Raw genomic sequence first — 21,893 nt, forward strand, 5'->3', positions numbered from 1 at the left:
GCGCTCAGCGCTGGGAGACCACCGTGGACTGGGTGTCGACGATCGCCCACGAGCCGTCGAGCGCCCCGGAGTCGGAGTGGACCACGCCGTGTGCGTCGAGGGCGGCGAGCCTGGGCGCGTCGGAGATGCGGCCGTTGGTGATGAAGCGCACCTCGTCGCCGGGCAGCCGCTGCGTCTGCTCGGGCCCCGGGCCAATCTGCCGGAAACCCTGCGCCGCCACGCCCGACAGTCCCGGTGCCACATAGACCAGCGTCGTGTCGTTGTAGAAGGTGAGCATGGAGACCCCGTAACGCGACGAGACGCGCGCCACCGAGCCGCTCACCCGCTGCGGCGCGCCGGCCTGGTTGCGCACGATGCCCACCATCACCACGCCGGTGAGCGGCCCGGACTCCACGGCCAGGGCCACGCGCGAGCCGTCGGGCGAGATGGCGATGCCCGCCACCGTCGAGGGCCCGAGCCATGGCAGAGGCAGGGTCAGCGGCGTGCTGGCGCCGTCCTGCACCACAAGCTGGCGGCCGTCCTGGGTGAGCCCCCATATCTCGTTCTTCACGCCGCCGGTAATCTGGCTCAGCGGTGTGCCGTCAAACATCGCCCCGCACGACGAGCCGTTGGGTTTCAGGCATTCCACATGGGAGTCGGCGGCGAGCAGCGCTCCCCCGCCCGGCCCGAAGACGAAGCCCTTCGCGCCCTCGGAGCCCTCCACCTCGCCGACGCGCAACGGCGCCGAGGAATCGAGCGAGACGATGTTGCCGGCGCTCAGTGAATAAACGGGCAGCGAGGCGGGCGCGGCCTCGATGGTGAGCCCGGCGTCGGCGTGGGAGTAGTTCTGGCTTGAGGCGGCCGTCACGTTCATGTCGTAGTCGACGTCCCCGTCGCCCAACGTCAGGCGGATCTCGCGCACGAGCATGGCCTTGTCGGCGTCCGGCAGCTGGTCGAAGCCGTCGTTGAGACGGATCTGCACCTTGTCGTTCTCGATGGGGATGGTGTTGACGGCGAGCTTGGCCGAGCGCGTGTTGACGTTGCGCGCCGCGTCACCGAGCCATTTGACGTCGTTGGTCAGGAGCTCTTTAACCGCCAGCACACGCCAGTCGCGCCAGGCGAGCCAACGCACATCGGGGATGAGCACGCGCGAGGAGGCGTCGGCGCGGTAGAGCGTCACCTGACGGAAGACCTGCTCGAAGTCGGAATCGAGGATCACCACCACGCTCGGCGCCTTGGCGATGCGCCACTGCCCCTTCACTTTTGTGAGCGTGAACATCAGCGGCTTCACCGTGCCCGGCTCGGCGGCGGTGTATTGTCCTCCCCCGTCAAGCTGCCCCTTGACACGCACGTCGGCCTCCACCGCGCTGTTGTGGGTCGCCGTGTCGCCCTCGTGCTCCGGGACCACGCCACGCACGAGCTTCGGGGTCTCGATGGCCACCAGGAAGGTCGAGTTGCCGTCCCAGCCCCGGGCCGCCTTGGCGGTGAGGAACTGACGGGCCACATGAAATCCGTCACTCTGCACGCCGGCGGGCATCGCGTCGAGGAAGCCCTTGACGATGCCTTCGGGCTGGTCGTCGTCCTGCGGGCCGCGCGGGTTGGTGAACACGCGCTTCGAGCGTTGCCCGGTGGTCGGCAGGCGCTCCACGTCGCCGGATTCGGGGAAGCCCATAGGGTTGGAGCACGAGGCCGGCAGCACGGCGAGCGCGAGCGCGGCGACGACGGCCCAGAGGCGCTGGTGGAGCTTATGCGTCATCGCGATTATCCCCCTCTGGTTCGTCGATGGTTCCGCTGGTGTGTTCATCGATATGTTCGTCGATGTTCTCGTTAACGATCTCGTTACCCTTCAGGCCAGAGTTCCCGTTGACATCGTGGTTGGTTTGGTCATCGGTATTTTGATTGTCATTTCGATCATTATCCCGATCGCCGTTCTGGTCGATACCGCCATTGATACCGCCTTTGATATCCCTATCGCCATCACCATCACCATCACCATCACTATCACCATCGTCATTCCCGTCGATCTGCCTCGCCGCCACGCCAAAATCTCCCGCGACCTCGAAACTGTCGGCCTCGCCCGAGAACCGGATGGGCAGATCGTCGTCGTGCAGCGGCGGCTGGTCCGGGTCGATCGGCAGCGCCACCAGGAACCATGTGCCCTCGCCCTTCCTGGAATGCACGCGGATGTCGCCGTGATGCATCTTCACGTCGGCCAGAGCGATGGAGAGGCCGAGCCCGGAGCCGCCGGTGGTGCGCGAGCGCGAGGCGTCGCCCCTCCAGAACCGTTCGAAGATGTGGGGCAGCTGCTCGGCGCCCATGCCCGTGCCGTGGTCGCGCACGCTGATCACGGCGGCCTTCCCATTGATCGCCAGGCGCACCTCGATCGGCAGGCCCTGCGAGAAATCGATGGAGTCGGCCAGCAGGTTGCGCACGATGCGCACGATGCGCCGCGAATCCACCTTCACCAGGCATCGCGTGGCGGGCAGGTCGACGCGCAGCTCGATGGAATTGACCTCGGCGATGGTGCGCACCTGCTCCACGGCGGCCCGCACCGGCTCGCGGATGTCGGTGTCGACGAGGTCGAGGGTGAGCTTGCCGGCGTCGTAGCGCGAGATGAGCAGCAGGTCGTTGAGCATCTTCTGGAACCGCTCAATCTGGCCCGAAAGCAGCTCCACGGTGCGCCTGGTGGACGGGCTGAAATCGTCCTTCCTGCCCTCCAGCAGGTCGGAGGCCATGCGCATGGTGGTGATCGGCGTGCGCAGCTCGTGGCTCACGTCGGAGACGAAACGGCGCTGGGCGTTGCTGGCCTGCTCCAGCTCGTCGATCTTCTGCCCCAGCGACGTCGCCATCTCGTTGAAAGAGCGCTGCAGGGTGCCGATCTCGTCCTTGCGATCGACGGGCACGCGCACGTCGAGGTCGCCCTCGGCCATGGTCTCGGCCGCGTCGGCCACGCGTTTGACGGGCAGGACGATACGGCGCAAAAAGAACCAGACCAGTATGCCCACCATGGCGCTCAACGCCAGGCATATGCCCAACAGGCTCAGCTGAATCTGGGTCAGCGAGCGCTCCTCGGAACCGTAGGAATAGAGCGAGAAAAGGTCGAGATCGCCCATCGAGCCGAACTGCAGCCTGGTGCCCAAAATCGCGCCCGGCTCGTCGTCGCCCCTGCCCTGGTGGATGCGCACGGGCTCGTAGTAGACGTTGTTGCCGTCGTCGGTGAAGACCATGCCGCGTATGTCGTCGCTGATCAGCGAGGAGTAGGCGGGCTCGGTGGAGACGGGGGTGATCTCGTCGCCCGAGGTGGTGTGGCTGAAGACGTAGACGCCCAGCAGGTTGGTGGCCCCGTCGCCTTGGATCGACGAGGCGGTCTCGTTGACCAGCTGTTGGTATTGCGCGGCGTTCGAGACGTCGGCGGCGTTCAGCGTGGAGCGCACGCGCAACACCTGGTTGGAGAAGTCGTTGCGCGAGTCGTCCTTCACCTGTTCGAACAGCGACGAGCGCACGGAGAGCAGGGAGACCATCGAGAAGACCACGGCGACCACCAGCGAAACGATGACGCCGAAGACCACGACGTGGGCCTGCAGGGAGTGCAGCACCTTGAAACGCAGCCGTTGGGCCCAGCCCCTGAAATGACTTCGCGCCGCCATGGTCGTTACTTGTCGAGCTTGGTCGGGTTGGCGGAAACGCTGGAATCGGCGGAATCATCGCGTTTGTCAGAATTGCCAGAATTATCGGTATCCCCGCCATCGTCGGAGACGAAGCGATAGCCGATGCCGCGCACGGTCTGGATGATGCGCGGGTCCTCCACGTTTGATTCCACCTTGGCGCGCAGCCGCTGGATGTGAACGTTCACCAGCCTGGTGTCGCCGGAGTTCTCGTAGCCCCACACCATGCGCAGCAGGTCCTGGCGACTGATGGCCTTGCCCTCGTTAGCCGCGAGCACGAAGCACAGATCGAATTCCACCGGCGTGAGCCCCAGGTTCTCGCCGTCCTTGGTGGCGGTGTGCTCGGCGCGGTCGATGACGATGGAGCCGCGGCGCAGGCATTGCTCAGTCTGCCCCACGCCCACGCCGCTGGTCTCGCCGCCGGTGTTGAGGCCGCGCAACCTCGCGGCGATGCGGGCCAGCAGCTCGGAGGTGTTGAAGGGCTTGGTCACGTAGTCGTCGGCGCCCGCCTCGAGGCCGGCCACCACGTCAACGGTGTCGGTTTTGGCGCTCAGCATGATGATGGGCACCCCGGAGGTCTGCCGGATGGCCTTGGCCACGTCGATCCCGTTCTTGCCGGGCAGCATGACGTCGAGCAGGATGAGGTCGGGCTTGACGGTGGGGAACATATCGACGGCGCGCGCCCCGTCAAGGCAGGCGACGGCATGGAACCCCTTGTCTTCCAGCACGATGGAGAGCATTTCGGACAGGGCTTTGTCGTCGTCGACGATGAATATCACCCGCGCCTCGCGCGAACCGCTATGCATGACCGCCATGACCCCCTTGTACGAATATTCGCCGGCATCCGCGTCAACCTCGGCCGGACCCTCATATCATTGTAGCTCTTGAAGCTTGAGTGAGAGGATATGCGGTGTCATACATTTCGCTCGCCTTGCGAAGACAAGTTGCCGCGATTCAGGCAGTTCGGGAAGTCGGGAAAGTTCAGGAAGTCAAGGCGTATCCGCTTTGAGTCGCCTTGCGACACGCCGCCTTACGCTTAATCACCCCTGACCACCATGGCCGCTTTGCCCTTGGCCACCGCTAGCTTGCCCACCTCGAGCTTGACTACCTTGCCCTTGCCCGCCTTGCTGCCCGTTGCCACGCGACCCTTTCGCCTCGTTGGCGTGCACGATCGCCCGGATCTTCTCGAGCCTCGGCCCCACCTCTCGCTCGTAGCCGCGGTCGTTGGGATGGTAGTATTCGTGCCCCACCAGCTCGTCGGGCATGTATTGCTGGGAGGCGACGGCCCCGGGCGCGTCGTGCGCGTAGATATAGCCGTCCTTGTTACCCCACTGCTTCATGAGTTTCGTCGGCGCGTTGCGCAGATGCAGCGGCACCTGGCCGATCATGCCGGCGTCCACGTCGGCGAGCGCCTGGTTGATGGCGTTGTAGCTGGCGTTGGATTTGGGTGCGGTGGCCACCGCGATCACAGCCTCCGACAAAATGATTCGCGCCTCGGGCATGCCGACCATCGCCACCGCCTGCGCCGCCGCGACGGTGAGCTCCAGGATCTGCGGGGCGGCCATGCCCACCTCCTCGGCCGAGGCGATCATGATGCGCCGGGCGATGAACCGCGGGTCCTCCCCCGCGCGGAGCATACGCGCCAGATAGTGCAGCGCCGCGTCCGGGTCCGAGCCACGCATCGATTTGATGAAGGCGGAGGCCACGTCGTAATGGTCGTCGCCGTCCTTGTCGTAGCGCACGGTGGCGGTGTCCATCACCTTCGAGACCACGTCCGGGGTGATGACCGGCTTGTGCGCCCCCTTCTTGCGCGCCTTGTCACCGGTGACCGCGCCGGCGGCGGCCTCGAGGATGGTCAGCGTCTTGCGCCCGTCTCCCCCGGCCATGCGGATGATCTCGGCGACGGCGTCGTCATCGGCCTTCACCTCGCCTTTGAGCCCGTTCTCGCTGGCGAGCGCCCGTTCGATCAACGTCTTCAGATCGTCGGGTTCCAGCGACTCGAGTTTGACCACCACGGAACGGCTGAGCAACGGCTTGTTGATGGAGAAACTCGGGTTCTCGGTGGTCGCGCCGATGAAGGTGACGTCGCGGTTCTCCACGCTCGGCAGCAGCGCGTCCTGCTGCGACTTGGAGAAGCGGTGCACCTCGTCGATGAAGAGCACGGTCTCGCGCCCCTGCGTCACCAGGCGCTCGTGGGCCCGTTGCAGCACGGCCCGCACATCCTTCACCCCGGAGGTGACGGCGGAAAGCTCCTCGAACTCGCGGTCGGACTGCTGGGCGACGATGTAGGCGAGCGTGGTCTTGCCGACACCCGGAGGGCCGAAGAGGATGATCGAGCTCGGCGCGGTGAGCGAGCCCTTGGAGGCGGGGTTGGCGAGCCTGCGCAACGGCGAGCCCTGGCCCAGCACCTGCTTCTGCCCCACCACCTCGTCGAGCGTGGTCGGGCGCATCCGCACGGCCAGCGGGCGGGTCACTTCATCGGGCGCGTCGGCGGCGCTAAACAAATCCTCAGTCATGCCTTCATCCTACCCGCAACGTTCGAACATTTGTTCGCATATGTCGATGTCTTCACATCACCACGCCGTCGCCGACGTGGTAGTCCACGAAGACCACCTCGCCGCTCTCCTGCGTGGCGTCGAGGTCGACGGTGCCGGTGATGGCCCAGTCATGGTCGCCGTCCGAGTCGTCGATGATCTGCCGCACCTTCCAGGTGTGCTCCTTGGCCTCGTTGGCGTCGTCGAGGATGAAGAGCTTGCCGCTGCGCGCCTGCTGGTCGATGCCCACGTATTCGTGCGCGTCGTAGTAGTCGTCGAGCGTGTCCTCCCACTCGTGCACGCCGTAGCCCCAGTCCTTGTCGAGCGCGCCCAGTTCCTCGGGCCGGTCGAGGTCCATGAGCTGGATGCGCCGGAACATGGCGTTGCGGATGAGCACGATGAGCCCGCGCCGGTCCTCCACCACGGCCTGTTTGGCGCCGGGTGCCGCGGCTGAGAGCGCCGAGGCCTGCGCGTCGTCGGCGCCGGAACCTGAGCCGTCCTCGGCGTGCTCCCATTCGTCCACAAGGCTGGAATCGACGGAGCGGACGACGAGCCGCAGCCAGGAAATGATGTCTTCCAGCTGCTCGTTGCGTTTCTCGACGGGCACGGTACGCGCCAGCGAACGGTAGGCGTCGGAGAGATAGCGCAGCAGCGTGCCCTCGGAGCGGGCGATGTTGTAGCGGGAGATGTAGCCGGTGAAATCGCTGGCGGTCTCCACCATGTCGCGCACCACGGATTTGGGCTTGAGCTCGTAGTCGTTGGCCCACGGCACGTCCTGGCGGTACTCGTCGAAGGCCGCGTCGAGCATCTCCTCCAGCGGCTTGGGGTAGGTGATCTCCTGCAGCTTGTCCATGCGCTCGTCGTAGTCGAGCCCGTCGGCCTTCATCTCGGCCAATGCCGCGTCACGCGCCTGCCGTTGCTGGGCTTTCAAGACCTGCTTCGGGTCCTCGAGCGTGGCCTCCACCATCGAAATCAAATCGAGCGTGTAGGTCTCGCTTTCGGGGTCGAGCAGCTCGATGGCGGCGAGCAGGAACGGAGAAAGCGGCTGATCGAGCGCGAAATTGTCGGGCACGTCGACGGAGAGGAAATAATCGTGGCCGCCACGCCCGTTGTCCTCCGCCTCGATGAACGAGGAGTCGAGCATCGTCTCGAAGATCTCGTCGGCCCGCTCGTGCAGATGTGATTTCTGGTCGGGGGTCTGCGAGGAGTCATCGATGAGTTTGGCGATGCGCGCCTTGGCGTCCCCGCCCTGCGCCACCTCGTTCAAGACCATGGAATGGCTGATCTTCATATGCGGCGTCAAGGTCTCGGGCGCGGCCTCGATGAGCTTCTTGAACGTGCCCTCGTTCCAGGTGACGAAGCCCTCCTGCGGCTTCTTGCGCTTGATCTTCTTGAGCTTCTTGGGGTCGCCGTTGGCCTTGGCGATGGAGCGCGCGTTCTCGATCTCGAACTCGGGCGCCTCGGCCACCACGAGCCCCTCGGTGTCGAAGCCCATGCGTCCGGCGCGGCCGGCGATCTGATGGAACTCACGGGCTCGCAACCGTCGCATCTTCACCCCGTCGAATTTGGTCAGCTGGGTGAGCACCACGGAATGGATCGGCACGTTGATGCCGACGCCGAGCGTGTCGGTGCCGCAGATGACGGGCAGCAAGCCCTGTTGCGCCAGCTGCTCCACCAGACGCCGGTAGCGCGGCAACATGCCCGCGTGGTGGATGCCGACGCCGGTGCGCAGCAGCCGTTGCAATATCTTGCCGAACGCCGTGGTGAACTTCGTGCCCTTGATGGCCTCGGTGATGGCCTTGCGCTGCTCCTTGCTCGACACGCCGGAGCTGGCGAGCGCCTGCGCGGTCTCCAAGGCGGCGTCCTGCGAAAAATGCACCACGTAGATCGGCGTGTCCTCGCGGTTGAAGAGCAGCTCCACGGTGCCGGCGAGCTGCTTGTCGGTGTATTCGTAGCTCAGCGGCACGGGGCGCGGCGCGTCGTCGATCACGTCCACGTCGGTGCCGGTCATGTCCTCGAGCTTGTCGGCGATGGCGTCCACGTTGCCCAGCGTCGCGCTCATGAGCAGGAACTGGGTCTTGGGCAGGGTGAGCAGCGGCACCTGCCAGGCCCATCCGCGCTCGGGATCGCCGTAATAGTGGAACTCGTCCATCGCCACGCAGCCGATGTCGGCGTGCTCGCCCTCGCGCAGCGCCTGGTTGGCTAGGATCTCGGCGGTGCAGCAGATGATGGGCGCCTCGGAGTTGATGCTGGTGTCGCCGGTGATCATGCCGACGTTGTCGCGCCCGAACGCCTCCACCAGGTCGAAGAACTTCTCGCTCACGAGCGCCTTGATGGGCGCGGTGTAATAGGAGCGCCGCCCGGTGCACAGCGCCGCGAAATGCATGCCCAGCGCCACCAACGACTTGCCCGATCCGGTCGGCGTGCTCAGGATGACGTGGTCGCCAGTCAGGAGGTCCATCACAGCCTCCTCCTGGTGCGGCCACGGATCGATGCCCTTGGTCTCCGTCACCCAATCGAAGAAGCGCTCGTAGATCTCGTCGGCGTCCATGTTGCGCGCCGCGCCGCCGTTCCCGTCGCCGTCATCGCCGCCCGCGTACCAGCTCGGCGCCAGTTCCCCTAAAGTCTGTGTCATAGCCCCCACTCTATCGTTCGCCGGCTACTCGCGGTCGCGCCTGGTTGTTCTGTATAAGTTGGGATATATTGGACGATTTATCGCTTCGGTTTGCCGCCTTGACTTACTTCGGTTTTCAAAAAGTATCAAACTTGAGTTATCCAAATAGATTTTGAGAGGTATGACCAGCGGCGTTATTCATCGCCATTTTGACCGCTTTTTTGCACAAGACACGCCGAAACGTCAGACGAATTGTCCCAAAAAGACACCAATAATTAGACTGTGGTCACTCGGATGTTATAATATTGACCCATCTTTGGCAATGCGACACGCTCGCGCGCGGCCTTTCCTGGGTTGCGCCTGTGATGCGGGCGTGGGGCTTGGAACGGTGTCTTGAAGGGGTTATCCGATGTTGAACGTGGTGGTGTCCGTCCTCGCGTGCGCGGCGATGCTCGCGCCCTGTACTGGCAACCTATCGAATGTGGACAACCAAAAAAGCACCGAGATCGACCCCCCCCCGCAGTCCTAACGACCAATTCTTATCACAACTCACCAACCCAAAGCAATCACTTCTCGCCAATTTCTTTACCGTCGCTTTCGTCGTTGTTGAAACATGGCGACCCGTCGCGACCATCCGTAAAGCCACGTTCCGACCGCCAAACCGATTCGAATCGTCGCAGATCCACACCTTCCACTCCCCGTCGTCCAACACGTTTCAGCTCCCGCGGTTCCAAACGTTCCAGTCACAGCGGCGCGCGTTCGGGCTCAATCCATAAGGCCTCGTCCATCCAGTCCCCAAAAAAGACGCAGGCCGCCAAACCACCGGCTGTAATCCACCAAGCAAATCCGGCCGGTCAACCGCAGGTGGGCCCGCAAAGCTCGTGCACGCCGACGACGGCGACATGGCAGGGCAGCGCCTACGGAGGCCCCACCACCGACCACATCGACTGGACCATAAACTCCGCCTGCCAGATGACCGTCACCGGCGGCTCCCTCAGCTATGACTACTATTACATATATTTCCCTTGGTTGGAAAACGGCTACGATTCCAAAGTCACCTCACTGACCATCAACAACCTGACCCTCCAGCCCGGAGTCACCAACATGTATCATTGGTTCTCCGACATGGGAGCGCTTGGGTCTTTCTCCGCGCCGAATCTCGATACCAGTAACATCAGAGACCTGCGCTTTATGTTTGACTCTTCCAGCCACCTCTCCAGCGCCAATCTAAGCGGCTGGAAAACCGGCAACGTCTACAGCATGTGGAACACATTTGTCAATAATACGGCCCTCAGCAATTTGAATATCGACGGATGGGACTTCTCCAAAGTCACCAACGCTATAGGCATGTTTGGCTCTTGCAATTCGCTGAATAAGCTGAAGATGACCAATTGGAAAACCAGCCAAACCTCTGCGGCTTCCCTGTCAACGGCAATCAAGTCGGCCCCAGCCGCGACCAGCGTGGACCTCTCAAACCTGAATACCGGCAACGCCACCAACCTCGCCGACCTTTTCAAAGATTCCAACGCGAGCACCACCATCACCGAATACGATCTAACCGGATGGAACCTGCCCCAAGTCACCGACCTCAGCGATCTCTTCTACGACAACAGTACAGTCACCGGCATCAAGATGGACCATTGGACGATGGGCGGCAGCTCCATCACCATGGTCGGAATGTTCGAGCAATGCCACAACCTGTCGAGCCTTACCGCAGCGGGATTGGACACCGTGAACGTCACCGATATGACCTACATGTTCTGGGAAACTACTTCCCTGGCCGAACTTGACACGAGCGGGTGGGACACCCGTAACGTCACCAGCATGGACCACATGTTCTGTCAGGATTCCGCCCTGACCACGCTTAACGTCAGCGGGTGGGACACCAGCAAAGTCACCAACATGAGGTTCATGTTCTATCAGGATTCCGCCCTGACCACGCTTAACGTCAGCGGGTGGAACCCCAGTAGTCTTGTGGATGCAGACTCGATGTTCAAAGGCGTGTCCTCAATCACCACCCTCGATCTCAGCAGTTGGACCACTCCACGACTTAAGGTGCCGAAAGAGATGTTCAAAGGCGCCTCGTCACTGACCACCCTCGACCTGAGCGGGTGGGACACCAACGGTGTGACCGACGCCTCCGGCATGTTCGACGGCACCAGCCTGCAGCGCATACGCCTGGGCGCGAACACGGGAAAGCTCGACGAGCAGATCCGAGACTCAGTCTTTCCCAACAGCCCTGTCAAAACCATCTATGCAGAAGGCGCGGCACAACCGACGACATTCCCGGACGGCTCCACCACCTACGGCCTGCGCCACTTCCAATCCAACAACATCCCCTTCTACACCTTCACCGCCGAGGTGACCCAGCCGACCTGGTTCGGCAACGCCAAACGGGGTATCCAGTACACGCACGGCGACGGGACCGTGGGCGACTACCCGCATCCCTGCCTCGACTGGACCGGCGCCGGGACCTGCACCATAGCCAACTCAGCCGGGCTGACCGGCTCCGCGAACAGGCGTCTCAGCTGGATCGACGGCGCCAGCACCGCCCACATCCCCGGCGACACCCTGACCCAAGACGGATTCCTGAGCGTCACACCCCAGTGGAACCCCATGCCCGTGCCCGCCGTCACGACGGTCACCTGGCCGCACGACCTGGCCGGAGGTTCCAAGAGCATTCGCGCCACGGGCACCGCCACCGATCTGCGTAGCGACGACACCATCCCCGTGCGGTTCACCTGGACCGACAACACCGGCACAGAACAACACGCTGACGCCGAAGCCGACATCGACGGCAGCAACTGGACCGCGGACCTCACCGACGCGCCCAGCTTCGCCAGCATCAAAGACACCGATAAAGTCGGCACGGGCACCAAAGTGACCGTCACCGCGCGAGTCAAGGACGCCGGCGGTCCCCTCGGCTACTGGTCCACCGGCAAGGACGGCTATCCCGACATGGTCGCGCCCGCCGTGGCTGACGCGTACGCCGCGCCAGCCGGGGCCGGCGGCGTGGCCATGAGCTCAGACCGGTCTCAGGCCGTCGCCGAGCCCGGCGACACGGTCACCATCAGCTGGCTCGACAACACCAACACCCCCATCAGCTGGCCCGACGGCGGAGGCACCACCACGACGCTCACCGTCACCGCCGGGCCCGGAGGCCGGTTCACTGCCACCAAGCCACTAGCCGTCACCGGCGCCAAGAAAGTCCAATACGTCCTGAGCGACGGCATCAACACCAGCGAGCCCGTCACCAAGAAGATCACCGATCCCATCACCGCCATCCCCCTCACCGGCGGCGAGGCCCAACTATGGTCCAAGCTCCTGCTCATCCTCATGGCCATGCTGCTCATCGGAGCCACCACCACCCTCCGCAACCGCCGCAACCACACCCTCCGCCTCGTCACCCCCACTGGCCACACCATGCCAATTTTCCATAACCTCACCACCAACGGCAAAACCACGAGTGGAACACCGACGCGCAACCATCACGCCAACCGCCACACAACGGACCACCACGCCACAACCCACCAATCCAACGACCACCACTCCGTGGGCATGGGGGCCAACCCTTCATCGGCCTCCACTGCCCCATCGCACGCCAAGCTCCACCACGCCGCCAAACACACCGCCCACGGCCTCCGCCACACCAAGTAATCACCACGCCCAACGCCACTAAACCGCGCCACAACTCTCACCACCACACAACTGACCCACGCCGCAACTCGCCACCACACAGCCCAAACCCACCACGCCACGCAACTCACCGATAGAAAACGTCCACCCACAACCAAAAACTATCGCTGACTCGCAATCAGCAATAGAAAACGTACATATGTGGACAGAAAGTATCACTGACACGCAATCAGCGGCAGGAAACGTACATAGACGCGCGGAACAACAAAGATGACGGCAAAAGGTGGAGGCCGCCGAAGCCGAAGCCGGAACGCCAATCCGCCAATCTACCAATCCACCAACCCGCCACTCCGCCGTGAATCATTCCTGCGGCTTGGCCTCCCGCCCAAGGTAATCCGGCGCGGTGACCAGGTTGAACTCGGCGAACGAGGACGACATCGACCCACGGTAGACGACCGCGCGATGCTCCGCGGGGATGCCCAGCTGTTGGCCGATGCCCGTCAGCGTCTTGGCGAACTTGCCGTGATAGGTCTCCGAGGCCTTGATCTCGAACATCCCCGGGTCCCCAGGGTCGGTGAGGTCGATCAGGTCCACCTCGCGCTTGTCCTCGTCGCGATAGAAGTACAGCTCCGGCTCCTGCCCCGCGTTCGTATAGCGTTTCACGGTCTCGGAGACGATGAGGTTCTCGAAAATGGCTCCCAGCATCGGATGCGTCAGCAACTGCCCCAAACTCCGGATCCTCAGCAGATGGCACAGCAGCCCGGTGTCGTAGAAGTAGAGTTTCGGGGTTTTCGTCAGCCTTTTGCCGGGGTTCCTGTGGTACGGCATCAACGGGAGGGCGATATAGCTCGATTCGAGGATCGACAGCCACGACTTCACCGTCCTCACATCCACGCCGACGTCACGCGCCATGTTGCTGTAATTGATGAGGTTGCCCACTTGTTGGGCGCACAGGCGAAGGAACGAGCCGAACGCGGAGACGTTGCGCACGTCCAGATAGTCCGCCACGTCACGCGCGATATACGTGTTCTCATAGCTGGCGAAGAACGGAAGCCGCTCGATGTCCGAACCGTATAGCCGCGGATATCCGCCTCGCAGCATGAACGCGTCCACGTCGTCACGCCCGTCGCCGAAACGTATGCCGGCCCTGTCGAACGTCCTGTTTTCCAGCTCCGCGAACGAGAAGGGCAACAGGCGCAGTATGCCGACCCTTCCCGCCAACGACTGGCGTATGCGTTTGAGGAGCAGGAAATTCTGCGAACCGGAAAGAATATACTGCCCCGCGGCCTGTGATTCGTCCGAGAAGACCTGGATGGAGGAAAACAGGCTCGGCACGTACTGGACCTCGTCGAGGATCAGCCTGCGGGGACGGTTGCGTATGAACCCCACAGGGTCGTCCGACGCGATGGCACGGATGTTCTCGTCCTCGAGATTGATGTAATCGTAATCGGGAAAGGCCTCGCGTATCAACGTCGACTTGCCGCTCTGCCTGGGGCCGGTCAAGGAGATGACGGGAAACCATGTCGCCATCTTGCGAAGGCGCGCCTCAAGTTGCCGAGGAATCATCGTTCCCGTTCCTTTCTGCTACCGAATTACCGTAAATCATACATTAGGAATCTCCATAATCATACATTATAAAGTTCCCCAATCCAACATTAGACTTTTCCATAATCATACATTAGGAATATCCATAATCTGACATTAGACTTTCCATAATCATACATTAGGCTCTTCGAATTCATTGACGGCAATGGAGCCGCGCCAACTGATTGAGAACCACGTGACGCACCAGCGTAATGTGCCAGCCACAGGGCGAGTAGCCATGGCACGAAGCCAGCGGTGGCGTCGGAGAGGAAGCGGCGAACGGCACCCGTGACGTTTCCGATATCGCGGATATCTGAAGTCACAGATTTCTGACGTCGCAAACCGTATGACACGCCGGGATAATAGGTCAAGACGACACGCGACCACAAGATTTTAGGTCATACGAATTGGCTGAATCTGGCGGTTTCGTCGGACGAATCATCATCAGAACACAAGATTAATTAGACTGTGGTCACTCGGACGTTATAATATTGACCCATCTTCGGCAATGCGACACGCTCGCGCGCGGCCTTTCCTGGGTTGCGCCTGTGATGCGGTCGTGGGGCTTGGAACGGTGTCTTGAAGGGGTTATCCGATGTTGAACGTGGTGGTGTCCGTCCTCGCGTGCGCGGCGATGCTCGCGCCCCTCACAGGCAACCTATCGAATGTGGACAACCAAAAAAGCACCGAGATCGACCCCCCCCCGCAGTCCTGACGACCAATTCTTATCACAACTCACCAACCCAAACTAATCACTTCTCATCTTTATCTTTACCGTCGCTCTCATCGTTGTTGAATCATGACACTTCGTCACATTCGTCCGCAAACTCACGTCACGACCACAAAACCGATTCGAAGCACCGCAGCTCCACACCCTCAGATTCTGGCAGTTCGACGCATTCCGATTTCCGCGGCTCCACACGTTCCGATCGTCAAGGCACACGCTCAGGCTCGATCCACGAGACCTCATTCATCCAGTCTCCGAAAAAGACGCAGGCCGCCAAACCACCGGCCGTAATCCACCAAGCGAATCCGGCCGGGCAACCGCAGGTGGGCCCGCAGGGCTCGTGCACGCCGACCACGGCGACCTGGCAGGGCAGCGCGCACGGCGGCCCCTCCGGCGATTACATCGACTGGACCATCGACTCCGCCTGCAACATGACCGTCACCGGCGGAACACTCAGCCAAAACTACGATTCGACAAAACTCCCCTGGCAGGAAAACGGCTACAAAACCAAAGTCACCTCGTTAACCATTGACGGCCTGGTTTTGCAACCCGGGTTCACCAGCCTATATACATGGTGCTCCCAGATGAGAGCCCTCACGTCATTCTCCGCTCCGAATCTTGACGTCAGCCGCATCGTCAGCATGAATTCCATGTTCGACTATTGTCCCGCTCTCTCAAACGTGGATATGAGTGGCTGGCACACAGACAGCCTTATCGACCTCTTCGCCGCATTTAGAGAATGTCACAGCCTAAAAAGTCTCAACTTGTCAGGCTGGAACACCAGCCACGTCACCAACATGAGCGCCATATTCTATATGTCGGGAATCACGAATTTGAGTCTGGGAGGGTGGAACATCACCAGCGTCACCAACGCACAATACTTCTCCAGCGGTGGAACAACCACGCTGAAGATGGACCATTGGACCACCAACCAGACCACCATCAGCCTGATTCCCGCGATGATCAAGACATCCGCCGCCGTGAACGTGGACCTCTCCTATCTGGACACGGGCGACGCGACCAGCATGGCCAACCTGTTCACGGACTCCTCCGTGGGCACCACCGTCACCCACTACAACCTGACCGGCTGGAACCTGCCCCACGTGACCGACCTCAGCGGGCTCTTCTCTTTCAACAGCAAAGTCACCGACATCAAGATGGATCATTGGACCATGGACGGCAACCCCATCACCATGGATGGAATGTTCTATTATTGTATAAACCTGTCCAATCTGACCACAGTGGGATTGGGCACCTCCAACGTCACCGACATGAGTCAGATGTTCGCCGGGGATGCCGCCCTGACCACGCTTAACGTCAGCGGGTGGGACACCAGCAAGGTCACCACCATGAACGAGACGTTTTACGCCGATATAGCCCTGACCACACTTGACGTCAGCAATTGGGACACCGGCAACGTCACCACCATGTTCGCGATGTTCAACGAGGATGCCACCCTGACCACACTTGACGTCAGCGGATGGGACACCAGTAGCCTTGCCAATGCAAGCAGCATGTTCGATCGCATGTCCTCGCTCACCAGCCTTGACCTGAGCAGTTGGACGACCCCTCAACTCACCAATACGAGCAAGATGTTCAGAAACGCCTCCTCGCTCGCCACCCTCGACCTGAGCGGCTGGAACACGAATGGCGTGACCGATACGACCGACATGTTCAGTAACACCAGCCTGCAACGCATCCGTTTGGGCGCGAACACGGGTAAACTCGACCAGCAGATCCGTCAGTCGGTCTTCCCCGCAAGCCCTGTCAAGACCATCTCTGTGGAAGGCGCGCTGCAGCCGACGACATTCCCCGACGGGTCCACCACCTACGCCCTGCCCCAATTCCAGTCCGACAGCATCCCCGCCGACGCGTTCACCACCGCGGTGACCCAGCCGACGTGGTTCGGCGTCGCCAAAATAGGCATTCAGTACACGCACGGCGACGGGACCGTGGGCGACTACCCGCATCCCTGCCTCGACTGGACCGGGGCCGGGACCTGCACCGTGGCCAGGTCAACCGGGCTGACAGGCTCAGCGAACAGGCGTCTCAGCTGGATCGACACCGGCAACACCGCCCACATCCCCGGCGACACCCTCACCCAGGACGGGTTCCTGACCGTGACCCCCCAATGGAACCCCATGCCCATCCCGAACGTTGACTCGGTCACCTGGCCGCACGACATGGGTGGCGGGTCCAAAAGCATCCGGGCCACCGGCACCGCCTCGGACCTGCGTGGCGACGACACCATTCCCGTACGGTTCACCTGGACCGACTCGACCGGCACCGAACAACACATGGACGCCGAAGCCGACATCGACGGCAGCAACTGGACCGCAGACCTTACCGACGCGCCCAGCCTGGCGAGTATGGAGGCCGCCGACCAGATAGGAACCGGCACCAAGGTGACCGTCACCGCTAGAGTGAAGGACGCGGGCGGTCCCCTCGGCTACTGGTCCACCGGCAAGGACGGCAACGTGGACATGGTCGCGCCCGCCGTGGCCGACGCGTACGCAGCGCCAGCCGGGGCCGGCGGCGTGGCCATGAGCTCAGACCGGTCTCAGGCCGTCGCCGAGCCCGGCGACACGCTGACCATCAGCTGGCTCGACAACACCAACACCCCCATCAGCTGGCCCGACGGCGGAGGCACCACCACGACGCTCACCGTCACCGCCGGCCCCGGAGGCCACTTCACCGCCACCAAGCCAATCGCCGTCACCGGAGCCAAGAAGGTCCAATACGTGTTGAGTGACGGGCTCAACACCAGCGAGCCCTTCACCAAGAAGATCACCGACCCCATCACCGCCATCCCGCTCACCGGCGGCCCGGCCGAACTCTGGTCCAAACTCCTGCTCATCCTGCTCGCCGTGACGCTCATCGGGCTCACCACCCTGCTGCGCAACCGCCGCAACCACGGCCTCCGCCTGGTCACCCCCCACCGGCCGCATCAGGCCGGCGCCCCACGGCTTCACCACCACCAACCACCACGCCGCCAAACACACTGGTCGAGGTCCACGCCACACCAAGTAGACAACTCACCACCACGCCACAACTCACCACCACAACACTCAAACCCGCCACACCTCACCGATAGAAAACATCCACCCACAACCAAAAACTATCGCTGACGAGCGCTCAGCAATAGAAAACGTACATCAGTGAACAAAAAGTATCACTGACAGTGACCTCAGCGATAGGAAACGTACATAAATGAACAAAAACTATCGCTGACACGCAATCAGCGATAGAAAACACACATCAGAGGACAAAAAGTATCACTGACGCGCAATCAACGACAGGAAATGTACATCAGTGGACAAAAAGTATCGCTGACTTGCGATCAGCGATAGGAAACATGCATAGGGGCACGAAACGACCGCTGGAGGGCCAGCGCCGTCAGCACAACAACAACGGCATAACAAAGATGGCGGCCACCGAAATGCTCCGATGACCGCCATCTTCAACGGTGACGCGCGTGCGGGCTACTCGTCCTTGCGCTCAGCCTCGCCCTCGTTTCCGCGGGTTCCAGCCTTGCCAGACTTGTCGTTCTTGCCGGCCTCACCACTGGCCTTGCCAGCCTTGCCGGCTCCGTCCGGTCCCTTCTCCCCGTGCGCATGCGTATGCGAGTGGGAATGCGTGTGCAGGTTCGGGCGCGGGATCTCGTGGCGCTCGGGCTCACGCTCGCTGTCGGGCTGGGTGGAATCGTAGCCCTGCTCGTAGCGGGTCTGCCTCCAGTGGTGGACCGAGGCGTTGGTGCCGCGATGGTGCACGTGGTACTGGCGCGGCACGCCGCCGTAACGGTCCTCGTCCACCTCCTTGGCCACCGCGATCTGGTTGACGTTCGAGGCGTCCATGATCGCGATCGGGGCGACGGGCTCGGGCTCGGCGGGCGCGGCGGTGCGGGCCTGCATGCGGCTCGGCAGCCATTCCGCGAGCTTGGAGAGCAGCCAGCAGACGATGAAGTAGACCACGCCTGCCGCCACCAGGGTCTGCAGGATGTTGAAGTACATCGAGCCCAGGCGGCGCGATTCCTGCAAGAGGTCGGTATACATGATGATCGAGCCGAGCGCCGTGTCCTTCAGCACGACGACCAGCTGGGTCACCGCGGCCGGCAGCATCGCGTAGACGGCCTGCGGCACCTCGATCTGCATCAGCGACTGCGTGGTCGTCAGGCCAAGCGCCAACGACGCCTCGCGCTGGCCGCCGGGCAGGTTGCCGACGCCGCTTCGCACGAGCTCGGCCACCACGGACCCGTTGTAGAGGATCAGCCCCAGCACCACGGCCCAGTAGGCGGCGCTCTGGATGCCCGCGAACGAGAAGAAGCGCCAGAAGAAAATCATGAACATCAGCACCGGCACGGCGCGGCAGAACTCGACAATCACGCCGGAGACGCCACGCAGCAGGGTGTTGGGCAGCAGGCGCCCGATGCCGAAGACCAGGCCGAAAAGCACCGATCCGATCACCGCGAGCACGGCGGCCTTGAGCGTCATCAAAAGGCCCGGCAGATAGAAGTCGGTCCACGCCTCGCCGTCCAGCGCCGGCTTCCACAGCTGCCAGTCAAGCTGGTTCTCGCCCTGCGGCGGGTTGTGCAGGCGCATGAGGATGAGCACCACCACGATGGCGACGATGATGCCGCCGATCCAGTTGGCGATGCGGATGTTGCGTTTGCCCTTGGGGCCCGGCTCGTCGAAAAGCAGCGAGCTTTCATTCGTGTTCTTGGCCATGGCTTACCTCCTCACCGCGAGCTTGTTGGAAAGGAATGTGGTCAGCGCCCCGATGGGGATGATCAGGATGACGTAGCCGAACGCGAAGATCAGGAAGATGCCGACGATGGAGTTCGCGTGGAACTCGATCATCTCGCTCATCAGGCTCGAGGTCTCGGTGGCCACGGACGCGGCGGCCGCGACGGTCGAGTTCTTGAGCAGCGCGATAAGCGTGTTGCCCAGTGGGGCGACCGAGCCGCGGAAGGCCTGCGGCAGGATGATCTGCGTGGCCGACTGCATGAAGTTCAGCCCCAGCGCGCGGGCGGCCTCGGCCTGGCCCAGCGGCACCGTGTTGATGCCGGAACGCAGCGACTCGCAGACGAACGCCGCGGTGTAGAGCGAAAGCCCGGTGACCGCCAGCCAGAAGAAGTTGGTGGCGAAGGTGTCGGAGAAGGTCAGCTTGAGCTGCGCGAAGGCGCCGAGGACCATGAAGACCATGATGATGGTCAGCGGCATGTTCTTGAAGAACTCCACATAGCCGCCCGCCACCGTGCGCAGCGACGAGATCGGCGAGATGCGCATCATCAGCAGGATCACGCCGAGAATCAGCGAGAAGAGGGCCGACCAGAGCGTCAGCTCGATGTTGACCAGGAACGCGCCGGGCACGTTGTACTGGGTGAATAATTGCAGGAAATCACTCATTTGCTCACCCCCGTCTTGCCAAGGTCCGGCGTGGGCGGGTTGTATTTCATGTTCGGCTTGTATGTGACGCCACGGGTGTTGTCGTTGATGTAGCGCTGCCAGGAGCCATCCTTCTCCATCTGGGCGATGGCCTTGTCGATCCTCTTGGTGAACTTCACGTTGCCCTTTTTGACGCCCACGCCGTAATACTCCTGCGTGAAAGGTTTGCCGATCAGGCGCAGCTTGCCGCGCGCGTTCGAAGCGAGGCCGGCGAGGATGATGTCGTCGGTGGTCACCGCGTCGACGATGCCGCTGAAGAGGGCCGTCGCGCATTCCGCGTAGCCGGGCTGCTCCATCAGCTGCACCTTGGAGGCGAACTTCTGCTTGACCACCTCGGCCGACGTGGAGCCGGTCACGGAGCAGAGGCGCTTGCCGTTGAGGCTGTCGGGGCCGGTGATGTCGCGGTCGTCCTTGCGGACCATGAGGTCCTGCCCGGCCACGAAATACGGGCCGGCGAAGCTCACGGCCTTCTTGCGCTCGTCGGTGATGGAGTAGCTGGCGACGATCATGTCGACGTCACCGTTCTGCAGCATGGCCTCGCGCTGCTTGCTCGGCGCCTCCTTCCAGACGATCTGGTCGTCGGAATAGCCGAGTTTGCGGGCGATGTAGCGGGCCACGTCCACGTCGAAGCCGACGTAGGTGCCAGACTTCTTGAAGCCGACGCCCGGCTGGTCGAATTTGATGCCGATGCGGATCTTGCCCGCCTCGTTGCTCGAGCCGCACGCCGCCACGGTGAACAGGCAGGCCACGGCGCAGAAGGCCGCGAGGATGCGGCGCCAGATGCGGGCGGCGGGGTTGGCGTGCGCGGCGCGGCCACCGCGGGCACCCTGGGCGCTGGCACTGGTCCGGCCGTGCGATAGGTCGCCGCGCATGGCATGGTTGGTAAATCTCGTCATAAACATGCTTCCTTGCCTCGGCCGTCAGTGCGTGAGGATCTTCGAGAGGAAGTCCTTGGCGCGCTCGGTCTTGGGATGGTCGAAGAACTGGTCGGGGGTGCCCTGCTCGAGGATGCGCCCGTCGGCCATGAACGCGATGCGGTGCGCGGCCTGGCGTGCGAAGCCCATCTCGTGGGTGACGCAGATCATCGTCATCCCCTCCTTGGCCAGCCCGATCATCACGTCGAGCACCTCGTTGACCATCTCGGGGTCGAGGGCGCTGGTGGGCTCGTCGAAGAGCATGATCTTGGGCTGCATGGCCAGGGCGCGGGCGATGGCGACGCGCTGCTGTTGACCGCCGGAGAGTTGCGATGGCATCTTCTCGGCCTGGCTCTCCACGCCCACGCGGGCGAGCAGGTCCATGCCGAGGTCGTTGGCGTCCTTCTTGTCCATATGGCGCACCTTGATCGGCGCGAGCGTCACGTTCTCGAGGATCGTCTTGTTGGCGAAGAGGTTGAACTGCTGGAAGACCATGCCCACCTCGGCGCGCAGGTTCGCCAGCTCCTTGCCCTCCTGGGGCAGCGGCTGGCCATCGATACGGATGGTGCCGGAATCGATGGTCTCCAGGCGGTTGATGGTGCGGCACATGGTCGATTTGCCGGAGCCGGACGGGCCCACGACCACGAGCACCTCGCCCTTGTTGACCTTGAGGTTGATGTCCTTGAGGACGTGGAGCTTGCCGAAGTGCTTCTCCACATGTGAGAGCTCGACCAGCGGTCGCTCGCTCTCTTGCATTGCGTTTTCATTGGTATCTGACATGAAATGTAGTATATCC

Annotated in this window: 11 protein-coding genes and 1 pseudogene; 2 read left to right on the forward strand and 10 right to left on the reverse strand. The window is 62.5% G+C overall.

All coding sequences use genetic code 11. The features are described 5' to 3' along the window. Window positions 1-4: 4 nt before the first annotated feature. From OZY47_RS05105 to OZY47_RS05125, 5 genes and pseudogenes are all read right to left on the reverse strand, one after another. Window positions 5-1,735 (reverse strand): LpqB family beta-propeller domain-containing protein, encoded by a 1,731-nt coding sequence (locus OZY47_RS05105; protein ID WP_277177279.1) that lies wholly within the window; start codon window positions 1,733-1,735, stop codon window positions 5-7. Then, on the reverse strand, window positions 1,725-3,626 hold the full coding sequence (mtrB, locus tag OZY47_RS05110; RefSeq protein WP_277177280.1) for an MtrAB system histidine kinase MtrB: 1,902 nt from the start codon (window positions 3,624-3,626) through the stop codon (window positions 1,725-1,727). The genes OZY47_RS05105 and mtrB overlap by 11 nt, the downstream gene beginning before the upstream one ends. Window positions 3,627-3,739: 113 nt before the next feature. Beyond that, a pseudogene (mtrA, locus tag OZY47_RS05115) lies at window positions 3,740-4,450 on the reverse strand (MtrAB system response regulator MtrA); the annotation flags it as partial. A gap of 234 nt (window positions 4,451-4,684) precedes the next feature. Further along, window positions 4,685-6,160 carry a replication-associated recombination protein A gene (locus tag OZY47_RS05120; protein WP_277177282.1) on the reverse strand — a complete coding sequence of 492 codons (1,476 nt, stop codon included), beginning with the start codon at window positions 6,158-6,160 and terminating at the stop codon, window positions 4,685-4,687. A gap of 52 nt (window positions 6,161-6,212) precedes the next feature. After that, window positions 6,213-8,813: a DEAD/DEAH box helicase gene (locus OZY47_RS05125; RefSeq protein ID WP_277177283.1), complete on the reverse strand. Its 2,601-nt coding sequence runs from the start codon at window positions 8,811-8,813 to the stop codon at window positions 6,213-6,215. Window positions 8,814-9,656: 843 nt separating this feature from the next. Between OZY47_RS05125 and OZY47_RS05130 the strand changes: the two genes are divergently transcribed. Then, the gene (locus OZY47_RS05130; protein ID WP_277177284.1) at window positions 9,657-12,449 is read left to right on the forward strand and encodes a BspA family leucine-rich repeat surface protein; all 2,793 of its coding nucleotides are present in this window, start codon (window positions 9,657-9,659) and stop codon (window positions 12,447-12,449) included. Between the two features lie 339 nt (window positions 12,450-12,788). Here the strand turns inward: OZY47_RS05130 and OZY47_RS05135 are convergent, their stop codons facing one another. After that, complete coding sequence (locus OZY47_RS05135) at window positions 12,789-13,994, reverse strand: ATP-binding protein (RefSeq protein WP_277177285.1); 1,206 nt, start codon at window positions 13,992-13,994, stop codon at window positions 12,789-12,791. 807 nt (window positions 13,995-14,801) lie between these two features. Here OZY47_RS05135 and OZY47_RS05140 point away from each other — a divergent pair. Beyond that, window positions 14,802-17,867 carry a BspA family leucine-rich repeat surface protein gene (locus tag OZY47_RS05140; protein WP_277177286.1) on the forward strand — a complete coding sequence of 1,022 codons (3,066 nt, stop codon included), beginning with the start codon at window positions 14,802-14,804 and terminating at the stop codon, window positions 17,865-17,867. 354 nt (window positions 17,868-18,221) lie between these two features. Here the strand turns inward: OZY47_RS05140 and OZY47_RS05145 are convergent, their stop codons facing one another. The 4 genes from OZY47_RS05145 to OZY47_RS05160 all read right to left on the reverse strand — a co-directional run bounded on the left by OZY47_RS05145 (window position 18,222) and on the right by OZY47_RS05160 (window position 21,853). Then, window positions 18,222-19,463: an amino acid ABC transporter permease gene (locus OZY47_RS05145; protein WP_277177287.1), complete on the reverse strand. Its 1,242-nt coding sequence runs from the start codon at window positions 19,461-19,463 to the stop codon at window positions 18,222-18,224. Window positions 19,464-19,466: 3 nt separating this feature from the next. Beyond that, on the reverse strand, window positions 19,467-20,144 hold the full coding sequence (locus OZY47_RS05150) for an ABC transporter permease subunit (RefSeq protein ID WP_277177288.1): 678 nt from the start codon (window positions 20,142-20,144) through the stop codon (window positions 19,467-19,469). Next, the gene (locus OZY47_RS05155) at window positions 20,141-20,953 is read right to left on the reverse strand and encodes a glutamate ABC transporter substrate-binding protein (RefSeq protein WP_277179173.1); all 813 of its coding nucleotides are present in this window, start codon (window positions 20,951-20,953) and stop codon (window positions 20,141-20,143) included. The genes OZY47_RS05150 and OZY47_RS05155 overlap by 4 nt, the downstream gene beginning before the upstream one ends. A gap of 150 nt (window positions 20,954-21,103) precedes the next feature. Then, window positions 21,104-21,853 carry an amino acid ABC transporter ATP-binding protein gene (locus tag OZY47_RS05160; RefSeq protein ID WP_277177289.1) on the reverse strand — a complete coding sequence of 250 codons (750 nt, stop codon included), beginning with the start codon at window positions 21,851-21,853 and terminating at the stop codon, window positions 21,104-21,106. Between the last annotated feature and the right edge of the window lie 40 nt (window positions 21,854-21,893).

Origin of the sequence: Bifidobacterium sp. ESL0790 (assembly GCF_029395435.1) — a bacterium.
GTDB lineage: Bacteria > Actinomycetota > Actinomycetes > Actinomycetales > Bifidobacteriaceae > Bifidobacterium.

What these genes read in the sequence shown, in the direction of transcription:
- OZY47_RS05120 (WP_277177282.1), bottom strand. Translation starts at nt 6,160, where the DNA reads ATGACTGAGGATTTGTTTAGCGCCGCCGACGCGCCCGATGAAGTGACC.
- OZY47_RS05105 (WP_277177279.1), bottom strand. Translation starts at nt 1,735, where the DNA reads ATGACGCATAAGCTCCACCAGCGCCTCTGGGCCGTCGTCGCCGCGCTC.
- mtrB (WP_277177280.1), bottom strand. Translation starts at nt 3,626, where the DNA reads ATGGCGGCGCGAAGTCATTTCAGGGGCTGGGCCCAACGGCTGCGTTTC.
- OZY47_RS05145 (WP_277177287.1), bottom strand. Translation starts at nt 19,463, where the DNA reads ATGGCCAAGAACACGAATGAAAGCTCGCTGCTTTTCGACGAGCCGGGC.
- OZY47_RS05135 (WP_277177285.1), bottom strand. Translation starts at nt 13,994, where the DNA reads ATGATTCCTCGGCAACTTGAGGCGCGCCTTCGCAAGATGGCGACATGG.
- OZY47_RS05150 (WP_277177288.1), bottom strand. Translation starts at nt 20,144, where the DNA reads ATGAGTGATTTCCTGCAATTATTCACCCAGTACAACGTGCCCGGCGCG.
- OZY47_RS05160 (WP_277177289.1), bottom strand. Translation starts at nt 21,853, where the DNA reads ATGCAAGAGAGCGAGCGACCGCTGGTCGAGCTCTCACATGTGGAGAAG.
- OZY47_RS05125 (WP_277177283.1), bottom strand. Translation starts at nt 8,813, where the DNA reads ATGACACAGACTTTAGGGGAACTGGCGCCGAGCTGGTACGCGGGCGGC.